Annotated in this window: 10 protein-coding genes and 1 pseudogene; 5 read left to right on the top strand and 6 right to left on the bottom strand. The window is 63.9% G+C overall.

The genetic code is table 11. From position 1 onward, the window contains the following. A pseudogene (locus tag DBR23_RS18655) lies at positions 1-227 on the top strand (phage holin family protein); the annotation flags it as partial. Further along, positions 224-565, top strand: a complete 342-nt coding sequence (locus DBR23_RS18650; protein ID WP_369882137.1) for a hypothetical protein — start codon at positions 224-226, stop codon at positions 563-565. The pseudogene DBR23_RS18655 and the gene DBR23_RS18650, both read left to right, overlap by 4 nt. A gap of 129 nt (positions 566-694) precedes the next feature. On the opposite strand, the gene DBR23_RS18645 is transcribed toward DBR23_RS18650, so the two are convergent. Then, positions 695-1,747, bottom strand: a complete 1,053-nt coding sequence (locus tag DBR23_RS18645) for a quinone-dependent dihydroorotate dehydrogenase (RefSeq protein WP_108499209.1) — start codon at positions 1,745-1,747, stop codon at positions 695-697. Positions 1,748-1,783: 36 nt separating this feature from the next. Between DBR23_RS18645 and rpiA the strand changes: the two genes are divergently transcribed. Beyond that, on the top strand, positions 1,784-2,473 hold the full coding sequence (gene rpiA, locus DBR23_RS18640; protein WP_108499208.1) for a ribose-5-phosphate isomerase RpiA: 690 nt from the start codon (positions 1,784-1,786) through the stop codon (positions 2,471-2,473). A 133-nt stretch (positions 2,474-2,606) separates the two neighbouring features. Here rpiA and DBR23_RS18635 read toward each other — a convergent pair whose 3' ends face one another. The 5 genes from DBR23_RS18635 to DBR23_RS18615 form a co-directional block, all read right to left on the bottom strand. Beyond that, on the bottom strand, positions 2,607-3,263 hold the full coding sequence (locus DBR23_RS18635) for a glutaredoxin family protein (protein WP_056063005.1): 657 nt from the start codon (positions 3,261-3,263) through the stop codon (positions 2,607-2,609). A gap of 59 nt (positions 3,264-3,322) precedes the next feature. Continuing rightward, positions 3,323-5,368 carry a M3 family metallopeptidase gene (locus DBR23_RS18630; protein WP_108499207.1) on the bottom strand — a complete coding sequence of 682 codons (2,046 nt, stop codon included), beginning with the start codon at positions 5,366-5,368 and terminating at the stop codon, positions 3,323-3,325. A gap of 69 nt (positions 5,369-5,437) precedes the next feature. Further along, positions 5,438-6,292 carry a bifunctional methylenetetrahydrofolate dehydrogenase/methenyltetrahydrofolate cyclohydrolase FolD gene (gene folD, locus DBR23_RS18625; RefSeq protein ID WP_056062998.1) on the bottom strand — a complete coding sequence of 285 codons (855 nt, stop codon included), beginning with the start codon at positions 6,290-6,292 and terminating at the stop codon, positions 5,438-5,440. Positions 6,293-6,365: 73 nt separating this feature from the next. Next, positions 6,366-6,992, bottom strand: a complete 627-nt coding sequence (locus tag DBR23_RS18620) for a response regulator transcription factor (protein ID WP_007848524.1) — start codon at positions 6,990-6,992, stop codon at positions 6,366-6,368. Then, the gene (locus DBR23_RS18615) at positions 6,989-9,541 is read right to left on the bottom strand and encodes a PAS domain S-box protein (protein ID WP_369882136.1); all 2,553 of its coding nucleotides are present in this window, start codon (positions 9,539-9,541) and stop codon (positions 6,989-6,991) included. Before DBR23_RS18615 ends, DBR23_RS18620 begins: the two co-directional genes overlap by 4 nt. 176 nt (positions 9,542-9,717) lie before the next feature. On the opposite strand from DBR23_RS18615, the gene aceE reads away from it, so the two are divergent. Both aceE and DBR23_RS31055 read left to right on the top strand, forming a co-directional pair. After that, positions 9,718-12,426 carry a pyruvate dehydrogenase (acetyl-transferring), homodimeric type gene (gene aceE, locus DBR23_RS18610; RefSeq protein ID WP_108499205.1) on the top strand — a complete coding sequence of 903 codons (2,709 nt, stop codon included), beginning with the start codon at positions 9,718-9,720 and terminating at the stop codon, positions 12,424-12,426. Positions 12,427-12,445: 19 nt separating this feature from the next. Next, the coding region (locus tag DBR23_RS31055) for a biotin/lipoyl-containing protein (RefSeq protein ID WP_304466217.1) at positions 12,446-13,026 on the top strand (581 nt) is incomplete at its 3' end.

The raw sequence follows: 13,026 nt of genomic DNA, 5'->3' as shown, positions 1-13,026 counted from the left end.
GGCTTACGGTGGTGGCCCTGATCATGGTGTCGCTGGCGGTGCTGGTGCACTTTTGGGACTCACCGCAACGCACGCTGGTGGCGTGGCTGGTGGCTGCCGTGTGGGCTGCAGGCTGGGCCGCCGCCACGGTGTCGTTGGTGTCTGTGGCGCAGCGCGCGGGCAGCGGCTTTGCGCTGACGCGGCGAGAGTTGGCCCAGGACTGGCGTGACATCAAGGAGCGCTTGTGAGCACCCCCCACCCAACAATTGGTACACCGCAGACTGCGCCCACGGTAAGGCTGGTGGCTACGCCGGAGCAGCAGCGTGTGCTTGACCGAATTGAACTGCAGCGCGAGCGGCTGCGTGCCCGCCGCGTGGCCCGGGCCCAGGCCCGCGCGCTCGCGGAGCAAGCCGGAGGCGCCACGGGCGGTGGAGATGCCTCGCTGGCGCTGCGCGCCGCCGGGTTCGCGCGCGAACACCCGCTGGCGGTGGCGGCCATGGCCGGTGTCGCTCTGGTCGCCGGCCCGCGCAGGTTGATCCGATGGGCGGGCATTGTCCTGCCGATGCTGATGCGCTTGCGGCGCTGACCACTGGCGGGGTTGCGGAGGGCGGCGTCCCGCTACTCAAACCCACGCCGAAAACTGAAACGGAGCCCTGTTGCCAGAGGCTCCGTTTTCTTATGGGGCCATGCGGTCGAGCGTTTGTGGCCCGAGGGGTCAGCGCAAGGCCTTGATGGCCTTGGCGGCCTTCACAACCAGCGCAGGGCCTTCATAAATCAGGCCGGTGTAGATCTGCACCACGTCTGCCCCTGCGCGAATCTTGCTCACTGCGTCGTCGGCGCTCATGATGCCGCCGACACCAATGATGGGGAATCCGCTGCCCAAGGTTGCGCGCAGCTGCCGAATGACCTGGTTGCTGGCTTCCAGCACCGGAGTGCCACTCAACCCCCCCGTCTCTTCCGCGTGGCGCATGCCTTGCACCGCAGCGCGGCTGATGGTCGTGTTGGTGGCAATCACACCGTCCATGCCGTGGCGCTGCAGCGTGGCAGCGATCACTGCCACCTGGGCTTCATCCAGGTCCGGTGCAATTTTCACAAAAACCGGCACGCGCCGCTGGTGCTGGGCAGCCAGCGTCTCACGGCGCTCGGCAATCGCTCCCAGCAGTGCATCCAGTGCGGCATCGCTTTGCAATGCGCGCAGGTTCTGGGTGTTGGGTGAGCTGATGTTGACCGTCACATAGTCGGCATGGGGGTATACGCCCTCCAGGCAGATCAGGTAGTCGCTGGTGGCGTTCTCGATGGGGGTGGTGGCGTTCTTGCCGATGTTGAGACCGAGCAGCATGGGATGCTGACGGTTCTGCTTGCGAAACTGCGCCTGCTGCACATTGCGCAGGAAGGCGTCCAGGCCTTCGTTGTTGAAGCCCAGGCGGTTGATCAGTGCGCGGGCCTCGGGCAGGCGAAACATGCGCGGCTTGGGGTTGCCCGGCTGCGCTTTGGGGGTCACGGTGCCCACCTCCACAAAACCGAAACCCATGGCGCCCAGCGCGTCAATGCAGCGCGCATTCTTGTCCAGGCCCGCCGCCATGCCCACGCGGTTGGGAAACTTCAGCCCCGCCAGGGTGATGGGGTCGTTCACAGTTTCGTTGCACCAGGCCCATTGCAGCGGCGTGCGCTGCCCGCGCGCCAGCATGTCCATGGTGAGTTCGTGAGCGGCCTCGGCATCCATGCCGAAGAGAAAGGGGCGGGTGAGGGCGTAGGGGATCAGGGACATGGGGAGATAATTCAGGATTACCCCCGATTTTCTCCCATGACGACCACCACTCCCCTGACCCAAGACGAACTCAAGACCCTGGTAGGCAAAGCCGCACTGCAATACGTGGTGCCTGGCGAGATTGTGGGGGTGGGCACCGGCTCCACCGTCAACAAGTTCATTGACGCCCTGGCGGGCATGAAGGACCAGATCAAGGGCGCTGTATCCAGTTCCGTAGCCAGCACCGATCGCCTGAAGGCACTGGGCATCGCCGTGTTCGATGCCAATGAGGTGCCGTCGCTCTCCGTCTATATCGACGGCGCGGACGAGATCGACGGCCAGGGTTACATGGTCAAGGGCGGCGGCGCTGCACTGACACGCGAGAAGATCGTGGCAGCGTTGGCCGAGCGCTTTGTGTGTATTGCCGACGAATCCAAGTTGGTGAAGGCCCTGGGCCAGTTTCCGTTGCCGGTGGAGGTGATCCCGATGGCTGCCAATCACATTGCGCGCCGTTTTGCCGCCATGGGTGGACAGGCCAGCTTGCGACTCAAAGACGGACAGCCACTGGTGACTGACAACGGCCAGCACATTCTGGACGTGAAGGGCTTGTCCATCACCGACCCGCTGGCGTTCGAGTCAGAGATCAATCAATGGCCTGGCGTGGTGACCGTGGGTGTGTTTGCCCACCAGAAGGCATCCGTGTGCCTGCTGGGTACGGCGCAGGGCGTGAAGACCATCACCTATTGAGGAATGGTGGTGGGGCGGGTGACAAGCCCACCCCCGTAGTTCGCCAATACAAAAGGGGCCTCTGGAGGCCCCTTTCTGTTGTGTGGAGGTGAATGGAAGGACGTAGCCGTCTGGAGGCGGCTACGTCACAGTGTCAGAACCGGATACCGGCGGGATTGCTTGGTGTTGGGCCGTCATTGACCGGTGGAGGGAGCGCGGGCCGCGCCGGCGCTTTCGGTTCAGCGGCGGGTGCGGACTCCACCGGCTTGGCCGCAACCAGCGGGGTGGGCGCCGGCTGGCGGTAGTTGCTGGGCAACTGGGATTGTTTGGGGTAGCCCGCTGCGTCGAGGTATTGGATCCACTCTGCGTCTGAAAAGCCCACCAGTTGCTGGCCGCCAATGGTGCCAAAAGGCAGGCTGGTGCTGCCACTCAGGCGTTGCAGTGCGGCAATGTCCTCATTGCTGGCCACTGTGCGCTCGGTGTACGGCACACCGCGTGATGTCAGCATGTTGCGCAAGCTTCCGCAGGGCGCGCAGTCATTGCCGGTGTAGATGGTCACCGGGTACCGGTTGGCCACCTGGCGCAGTTCGTAAGGCAACGCTCCATTGGCCGCTGCTGGGCTTGCGGTCGCGGCAGCCGGGGCTGCAGGGCTGCGCGCGGGCGGTGCAGTGGTTTCGGCCGGAGGGCGGTCCGAGAAAGTCACCTTGCCGTCGGGCCCGACAATGCGATAGACATTCTGCGCCTGGGCCCCCACAGAGGCCAGGGCCATCAACAAGGAGGCAGCGGCAGGAGCGAACGTTGTACGGGGCATGCGGGTTCTCCTCATTCTTGTGGGGCTGTGGTTTTCAGAGGCCAGGCGACAGACCGCACTCAGGCGGTCAGTTCTTCCGCCATGCCCTGGTGGCGCAGCAGGGCATCCAGACTGGGCTCGCGGCCACGGAAGGCCTTGAAGGACTCCATGGCGGGGCGGCTGCCACCCGCTTCCAGAATGGCCTCACGGTAGCGTCTCCCGGTTTCGGTGCTGGGCAAGCCGTCGGTACCGGCGGTTTCTTCAAAGGCGGCGTAGGCGTCGGCGCTGAGTACCTCGGCCCATTTGTAGCTGTAGTACCCCGCTGCATAGCCGCCGGCAAAGATGTGGCTAAAGGTGTGGACCGTGCGGCTGAACGCGGGCGGCTGCAGCACGGCCACTTCCTGGCGCACCTGGGTCAGCAGGGGCATGAAGTCCTGGGCCGGGTCGTGTTCGGTGTGCAGCAGCATGTCGAACAAGGCAAACTCGATCTGGCGCAGGGTCTGCATGCCGCTCTGGAAGTTCTTGGCGGCAATCATCTTGTCAAACAGCGTGCGCGGCAGCGGCTCGCCGGTGTCCACATGGGCCGTCATGTGTCTGAGCACATCCCATTCCCAGCAGAAGTTTTCCATGAACTGGCTGGGCAGTTCCACGGCGTCCCATTCGACGCCGCCAATCCCGGAAACATCGCGTTCGTTCACCTGGGTCAGCATGTGATGCAGTCCATGGCCAAATTCATGGAACAGCGTGATCACGTCGTCGTGGGTCAATAGTGGCGGCTTGCCGTCCACGCCGTCCGCGAAGTTGCAGACGAGGTGGGCAATCGGCATTTGCAGCACTCCGGTGTCGGGGCGCTGCCAGCGCGTGCGCACGTCATCCATCCAGGCGCCGCCCCGCTTGCCGGTGCGGGCGGGCTGATCGAGGTAGAACTGGCCCACCAGTTGGCCGTTGCGTTCGATGCGATAGAACTCCACCGCAGGGTGCCACACCGGTGCCGTGTCGCGGCGGATGGACACTTCAAACAGCGTCTCAATGATCTTGAACAGGCCTGCCAATACCTTGGGTGCCGTGAAGTACGCCTTGAGCTCCTGCTCGCTGAAGGCGTAGCGGGCTTCCTTGAGCTTTTCAGAGATGTAGGGCCAGTCCCAGGGCTGCGGATCGGCCAGGCCCAGGTGTTCGGCCGCAAAGGCGCGCAGGTCGGCCACATCCTTTTCGGCATAAGGCCGGGCGCGGCGGGCGAGATCACGCAAGAACTGGACAACCTCGGCGGGCGACTGGGCCATCTTGGGCACCACGGAGACTTCACCAAAGTTGGCGTAGCCCAGCAGCTGGGCTTCTTCTCGGCGCAAGGCCAGGATTTCGCCAATCAGCGCGGTGTTGTCGAATTTCTGGCCTTCGCCTTCGGCCTGGTCCGAGGCACGGGTGACATAGGCGCGGTACAGCTTGGCGCGCAGGTCGCTGCGGGTGGCAAACTGCATCACCGGCAGGTAGCAAGGCATTTTCAGGGTGAGCTTGTAGCCTGGTTTCCCGTCCGCCTGTGCCGCCGCCAAAGCGGCTTGCTGCACATCGGCCGGTACACCGTCCAGTTCCTCAGCGGTGGCGTAGTAGGCAAAGGCATCGGTGGCGTCCAGTGCGTTTTCGCTGAACTTCTGGCTCAACTCGGCCTGGCGTTCCTGGATCTGGGCGAAGCGCTCTTTGGCCACCCCGGTCAGCTCAGCGCCGCTGAGCACGAAGTTGCGCACTGCGTTGCGGTGGGCTTGGCGCTGCTCGGGCGTCAGGGTGGCGGGGTCGATGGCCTTGTACTTGGCATAGAGGCGTTCGTCAGCCCCCAGGCGGGTCCAGAACTCCGTGACGCGAGGCAGGGCGGCGTTGTAGGCCGCGCGCAGTTCCGGTGTGTCGGCAACGCTGTTGAGGTGGCTGACAGCCCCCCACGCGCGGCCGAGCTGTTCGGTGGCTACATCCAGCACCTTGGCGATGGCATCCCAGCGGGCAGGGAAGTCGGGCGCCGTGACGGTCTCCAGAGCCTGATTGGCACGCTCCAGCAGCGCATCAACCGCAGGGGCTACGTCCTGTGGGGTGATGCGGTCAAAGGCGGGGAGGTCGGAGAAGTCGAGAAGGGCGTTGCTCATGCGGGATTAGATGGCGCCAGGCGGCGCAGGTTCAAGTTGCAAAGCGGCTGGCGTCTCCCCCGGGCGCGGTCAGCGCGCGGCAGCCCGCTCGGCGGCTTCGATGGTGTTCACCAGCAGCATGGTAATGGTCATGGGTCCAACCCCGCCAGGGACGGGGGTGATCCAGCCCGCCACCTCTTTGACGCCCTCAAAGTCCACATCGCCACACAGTTTGCCGTCGGCCTTGCGGTTGATGCCTACGTCGATCACGATGGCACCGGGCTTGACCATGTCGGCGGTGAGCGTGTTGGCGCGGCCGACCGCAGCCACCACGATGTCTGCCTGGCGGGTGTGGTAGCCCAGGTCGGGGGTGCCGCTGTGGGTGACGGTGACCGTGGCATTGGCCTGCAGCAGCAGCAGGGCCATGGGCTTGCCCACGGTATTGCTGCGCCCGATGACCACGGCATGTTTGCCCTTGATCGACTGGCCGGTGGACTCGATGAGCTTCATGCTGCCGTAGGGCGTGCAGGGGCGGAAACCGTCCAGCCCGGCCATGAGTTCGCCAGCCGACAGCACCGAGTAGCCATCCACATCCTTGGAGGTGGCAATGGCCTCGATGACCTTGTGCGGGTCAATGTGCTTGGGCAGGGGCATCTGCACCAGGATGCCGTGCACTGTGGGGTCGGCATTGAGGGCTTCTATGCGTGCCAGCAGCGCAGCCTCGCTCAGATCGGCGTCGTACTTTTCAAAGATGGAGCGCACGCCGCTGTCCTCGCAGGCCTTGACCTTGTTGCGCACATACACGGCCGAGGCTGGGTCTTCGCCCACCAGAATCACCGCCAGGCCAGGCTGGTGGCCACGGGCGGTGAGGGCGGCAGCGCGTTGCGCCACCTCGCTGCGAAGTTGGCGGGAAAGGGCGTTGCCGTCGATGAGTTGGGCTGTCATGTCAGAAAATACAAGTCAAAATGGCTGGTGGCGCTAGTTCAATATGCGCTGGTAGCTATCAAAATGGGAGCAATCAGCCCTTGGGCGCGTTCTGCCCCAGAGCGATCTTGAGCAGATCGGCCACCGTGTTGGCGTTGAGCTTTTCCATGATGTTGGCGCGGTGTGCCTCCACTGTCTTGATGCTGATGCCCAGGTCGTCAGCGATCTGCTTGTTCAGGCGACCGGCCACGATGCGTTCGAGCACCTGCGCCTCGCGGCTGGTGAGCTTGGACAGCAGGGCGTCGCGGCTGGCGGCCTGCTGGTAGCCCGCGAAGGCTTCGCGGGCGTGGTCCAGCATGCGCTCGACCAGGCCCACCAGCTCTTCTTCGTCAAAAGGCTTCTGGATGAAGTCCAGCGCGCCTTTCTTCATGGTGTTCACGGCCATGGGCACGTCGCCGTGGCCGGTGATGAACACGATGGGCAGCGGCGATTTGCGCTCAATGAGGCGGTCCTGCAGTTCCAGGCCGGTCATGCCGCCCATGCGGATGTCCACGATGAGGCAGGCCACCTCGCGCGGATCGTAGCGTGAGAGAAACGTCTCGGCCGAATCAAAGCAACGCACCCGGTAGTCCTTGCCTTCCAGCAGCCACTGCAGGGAATCGCGAACTGCTTCGTCGTCGTCCACAACGTAAACAGTGCCTTTTTTCGGAATCAAGCTCATGCAACAGTCCTTGGGTTTTGTTCGTTTGCTACAGAATTTGTAGTGGCATCAGCAGGCTTGGCAAGCGGCAGCCAGAAGGAGAACCTGCAGCCTGTAACCTCCGAGCCATTGTAGAGGTTCTCCGCCTGCATCCGGCCCTGGTGGGACTCGACGATGCTGCGGCACAGATTGAGGCCCATGCCCATGCCTTCCTGCTTGGTAGAGAAGAAGGCCTCGAACAGGCGCTCCAGCACTTCGGGGGCCAGCCCCTTGCCTGTGTCCTGCACCGAGAACTCGACCACCTGGCGGTCATCGATCTGCTTGGGCACCACGCGCAGCTCCACGCTGCGGTTGGGGGCGGGGCGGTCGGCGTGCTGGATGGCCTCGGCGCCGTTCTTCATCAGGTTGACGAGCACCTGCTCGATCAGGATGGTGTCGGCCATCACTTGCGGCAGGCGTGCGGCGACGTAGTGCGTCAGGCGCACGTTGTGCCGGCGCAGTTCGATGTCGGCCAGCTCGACGGCTTCGTTGACCATCGAATGCACATCGGCCAGCGTGCGGTTGGGCTCACTCTTTTTCACGAACGAGCGAATCCGCTGGATGATCTGGCCTGCGCGCTGCGCCTGGTGGGCTGTCTTTTGCAGGGCGGTGAGCAGGGCTTCTTCGGTGAGCTGTCCGCTCTGGATGCGCGAAACCATGCCGCTGCAGTAGTTGTTGATGGCGGTGAGCGGCTGGTTGAGTTCGTGCGCCACGCTGGATGCCATCTCGCCCATGGTGATGAGGCGGCTGACCGACTGCGCGCGCTCGGCCTGCCGCTGGGCCTGCTCTTCAGCCAGGCGGCGGGGGGTGATGTCCGTGGCAATCACCATCTGGGCCAGGCGGCCGTCCACCCAGTTCAGATAGCGCGAGCGCACTTCCAGCCACTTGCCCAGGTCGGGCAGGTAGATCTCGGCGTTTTCACTGCGGGCGCTGGTCAGCGTGTCGGTGGGCAGGCCCATCAGGCCGTCCTCATCGTCCATGCCACTTTGCTCCTTGCCCGCAATCGGCACCACACCTGCCTGCGCCACCAGTTGCAGGTGCCCGCCGGTTTGCGACCCGAACCACTGACGGTAGAGCTTGTTGGCAAACAGCAGCTCTTCGCTGCCCAGTGGTGCCACCGACACCGAGGCGTCCAGCGATTCCAGCACGATGGTGAAGCGTTCGTGCGACGCCGACAGCTGTTCACGAATGCGGTTGGGCTCGGTGATGTCAGTCATCGACGTCATCCAGCCTGTCTGCTGGCCATGGGCGTCGATCAGTGGCGACACATAGAGCCGGGCGTCGAACAGCGTCCCGCTCTTGCGCTTGACGCGCACCTGAAAGCCGCCTGCCATGGTGTTGCCGCGCAGTTCGTCGCGCAGCTTGGCCTGCAGGGTTTCGTGATCGGCCTCGGGCCAGTAGGGGAAGGGGGCTTTCAGGCCCACCAGCTCTTCGGCACTCCAGCCCGTCATCTGGCAAAAGGCGGCGTTCACATAGCTGATGCGGCCTTCCATATCCAGGGCGCGCATGCCGGTGAGGATGGAGTTTTCCATCGCCCGGCGAAAGTTGGTCTCGGCCACCAGAGCCTCTTGCGCCTGCATGCGGCGACGGGTGTGGCGCCAGGTGGCGATCAGCATCCAGGCCGTCATCGCGCTCAACGTGCCCACCAGCCAGAACAGCCCGCTGCCCACCACACCAAGCGACGTGCGGTACGCCTGGGCGCGCAGCACCAGACCGTTGCCAACGGGGGAGACCGGTACCTCGTACTCGTTGGCCTTGGGCGTCCAGGGGAGCAACTGCGTGGCCTTGTTGCGCGGGCCCAGCGGCGTGCCCGCCAGCACCTGGTTCTTGCTGTCGAGCAGCGTCACCGCGTAGCGCGCCAGCACTTCGGTGGGGGTGCCGTAGCGCAGCAGGCTGTCGATGGAATATTCACCCAGCACCACGCCGCTGAACTTGCCCTGGTTGTTGAGCGGTACCTGCAACTGCAGCAGTGGGGTCGCATCGCCCGACGTGGCGGCCGGCTGCGCGTACACCGGTTGCTGCAGGTCCCGCGCCAGGCCAAAGGTGTCGGCGGTGTCCCCGGGCTTGAGAACTTCGCCTGCGATGCGCAGCTCACCACTGGCCAGTGTCGGGGCGGCCTGGCTTGCGCGGATGCGTCGGCGGTCGTCAATCCAGGTGATGGCCTGCAGCTCAGGGTACTGGCTGATCAGTGCCTCGGCGCGGCTGATGAACTCAGCCTTGCCCAGGTCCTGGTTGGACACATCGCGTGCGATGCGCATGAGTTGCTCTTGCCGCTCCAGCAGGCGCAGGCGTACGCGCTGCTGGGCGTATTCCACGTCGCGTCGTAGGGCTTCTTGTTCACGCTCGGCTTCTTCGGCGCGCAGGTACCAGAACGCCGCAACGATGGCGGCCAAGAACATCAGCACTGCCGCAAGGGGGGCGAGTGCGGCAAAACGGTCTTGCCGGGTGGGCGACAAGCCGCGCCACCACTTGCGCCACCAGCGTATCGGCGCTGCCACGGTCGTGGCCGTGGGGGAGGAGGTGGTGGGCATCGAATCCATGTGGGGAGTGTAGAGGAGCCCCGGGAGTGCTCAGGCCTTCCGCATCATGTGCGCCTGCAGCAAATTATTGCAATATGAAATGAATAAGCACCATTTGAAATTACGAAAAAATATGCGAAACTAGAGCCAACGTACTAAATTGCTGCCACACCTACAGGAGACAAAGCATGTCAGCTCAGCCCGACCCTCAGGCCGGTTTCGGCATCGGTTCCGATACCGACCAGCAAGAAACCCGTGAATGGATGGACGCGCTGTCCGCCGTGATCGACAAGGAGGGCCCAGAGCGCGCCCACTTCCTGTTGGAACAACTTCTTGAACACGCCCGCCAGAGCAGCATCGACCTGCCGTTTTCTGCCAACACGGGTTACGTCAACACCATCGAGCCGGAAAAAGAGGCGCACTGCCCTGGCAACATCGCCATCGAAAAGCGCCTGCGCGCCTACATGCGCTGGAACGCCATGGCCATGGTGGTGCGTGCCAACCGCCTGAACCCTGCCGACGGCGGCGACCTGGGCGGTCACATTGGGTCGTTTGCTTCGGTGGCCAGCATGTTCGGTGCGGGCTTCAACCACTTCTGGCATGCCGCCAGCGAAGACCACGGCGGTGACCTGCTGTACATCCAGGGCCACAGCGCTCCCGGCATCTATGCGCGCGCTTACCTTGAGGGCCGCCTGAGCGAAGAGCAGCTCGACAGCTTCCGCCAGGAAGTGGACGGCAAGGGCCTATCCAGCTACCCGCACCCCAAGCTGATGCCCGAGTTCTGGCAGTTCCCTACGGTGTCCATGGGCCTGGGGCCATTGATGGCCATCTATCAGGCCCGCTTCCTCAAGTACCTGCACGCCCGTGGCATTGCCAACACCGAAAACCGCAAGGTGTGGGTGTTCTGCGGTGACGGTGAAATGGACGAACCCGAATCCCTGGGCGCCATCGGCCTGGCCGCGCGCGAAAACCTCGACAACCTGGTCTTCGTGATCAACTGCAACCTGCAGCGCCTGGACGGCCCGGTGCGGGGCAACGGCAAGATCGTGCAAGAACTCGAAGGCGAGTTCCGCGGCGCGGGCTGGAACGTGATCAAGCTGCTGTGGGGCAATGGCTGGGATGCCTTGCTGGCCCGCGACAAGACCGGCAAGCTCAAGCAGCTGATGATGGAAACGCTGGACGGCGATTACCAGGCCATGAAGGCCAACGACGGCGCCTTCGTGCGCAAGAACTTCTTCGGCAAGTACCCCGAGACGCTCAAGCTCGTCGAGCACATGACCGACGAAGAGGTGTTCGAGCTGCGCCGTGGCGGCCACGAGCCCGCCAAGGTGTATGCCGCCTTCCACGCTGCCAATGAGCACAAGAACCAGCCCACCGTGCTGCTGGTCAAGACCGTCAAGGGTTATGGCATGGGCAAGGCCGGTGAAGGCAAGAACACCGTGCACCAGACCAAGAAGCTGTCGGACGAGGACATCAAGTACATCCGCGACCGCTTCAACATCCCGATCCCGGACAGCCAGCTGGCTGACATTCCGTACTACAAACCGGCCGATGACACCCCGGAGATGCAGTACCTGCACGAGCGCCGCAAGGCCCTGGGTGGCTACCTCCCCAAGCGTCGTCCCAAGGCGGACGAGCACTTCACCGTGCCCGCCATCGAGACCTTCAAGGCCATCCTGGAGCCCACGGCCGAAGGCCGTGAAATTTCCACCACCCAGGCCTACGTGCGCTTCATCACGCAACTGCTGCGCGACCAGGCCCTGGGGCCGCGTGTGGTGCCCATCCTGGTGGATGAGGCCCGCACCTTCGGCATGGAAGGCCTGTTCCGCCAGATCGGCATCTACAACCCCAAGGGCCAGCTGTACACCCCGGTCGATCGCGACCAGGTGATGTACTACAAGGAAGACAAGGCCGGCCAGATCCTGCAGGAAGGCATCAACGAAGCCGGCGGCATGGCCAGCTGGATCGCTGCCGCCACCAGCTACAGCACCAACAACCGCATCATGGTGCCGTTCTACGTGTACTACTCGATGTTCGGCTTCCAGCGCATTGGCGACCTGGCCTGGGCTGCGGGTGACATGCAGGCCCGTGGCTTCTTGCTGGGCGGCACCTCGGGCCGTACCACGCTCAACGGTGAAGGCCTGCAGCACGAAGATGGTCACAGTCACATCCTGGCCAACACCATCCCCAACTGCGTGAGCTACGACCCCACCTTTGCCCACGAAGTGGCGGTGATCATGCACCGTGGTCTCAAGCGCATGGTCGAGCAGCAGGAAAACGTCTTCTACTACATCACGCTGCTGAACGAGAACTACCCGATGCCGGGCCTCGTGGAAGGCACGGAAGAGCAGATCATCAAGGGCATGTACCTGTGCAAGTCCGGCGCCGAGGGTGAAAAGCGCGTGCAACTGCTGGGTTCGGGCACCATCCTGCGCGAGTCGCTCGCCGCCCAAACCCTGCTGGCCGCCGACTGGGGCGTGCAGGCCGATGTGTGGAGCTGCCCGAGCTTCAACGAACTCACCCGCGAAGGCCAGGACGTGGACCGCTGGAACCTGCTGCACCCGCTGGAAACCCCGCGCGTGCCGTTTGTGGCGCAGCAGCTGGGCAGCAGCACGGGCCCCGTGGTCGCATCCACGGACTACATGAAGGCCTATGCCGAGCAGATCCGTCCCTTCGTACCCAAGGGCCGCAACTACAAGGTGCTGGGCACCGACGGTTTTGGTCGCAGCGACTTCCGCAGCAAGCTGCGCGAGCACTTCGAGGTGAACCGCCACTACATCGTCGTCGCCGCCCTCAAGGCGCTGAGCGAAGACGGCGTGCTGCCCGCCACCAAGGTGGCCGAGGCGATCGCCAAGTACGGCATCAATGCTGACAAGATCAACCCGCTCTACGCATAAAACGAACGGAGACAGAACAATGGCATTGGTCAACATTCAAGTCCCGGACATCGGGGACTTCGACGAAGTGGGCGTGATCGAGTTGCTGGTCAAGGTGGGTGACACCGTGAAGGCCGAGCAGTCGCTCATCACGGTGGAATCGGACAAGGCATCGATGGAGATCCCATCCAGCCACGCAGGCGTGGTCAAGGAACTCAAGATTGCATTGGGCGACAAGGTCAAGCAAGGCTCGGTGATTGCCGTGGTGGAGTCCGCTGACGCGGGCGCTGCCGCAGCCCCGGCCGCTGCGCCGGCTCCTGCAGCGGCGGCTCCCGCCCCAGTGGCGGCACCTGCGCCAGCTCCTGCTGCTGCAGCCCCCGCAGCCCCTGCGGCCACAGGCCCGGTCGAAGTGCGCGTGCCCGACATCGGGGACTTCAAGGACGTGGCCGTCATCGAGATGCTGGTCAAGGTCGGCGATACCATCAAGGTCGAGCAGTCCCTGTTCACCGTCGAATCCGACAAGGCCTCCATGGAGATCCCGTCGCCCGCCGCTGGCGTGCTCAAGGAACTCAAGGTCAAGATTGGCGACACCGTCAACATTGGTGATCTGGTGGCTCTGCT

This window comes from Acidovorax sp. HMWF018 (assembly GCF_003061035.1).
Lineage (GTDB): Bacteria > Pseudomonadota > Gammaproteobacteria > Burkholderiales > Burkholderiaceae_C > Acidovorax > Acidovorax delafieldii.
This window is presented reverse-complemented; position numbering and strand designations above follow the sequence as displayed.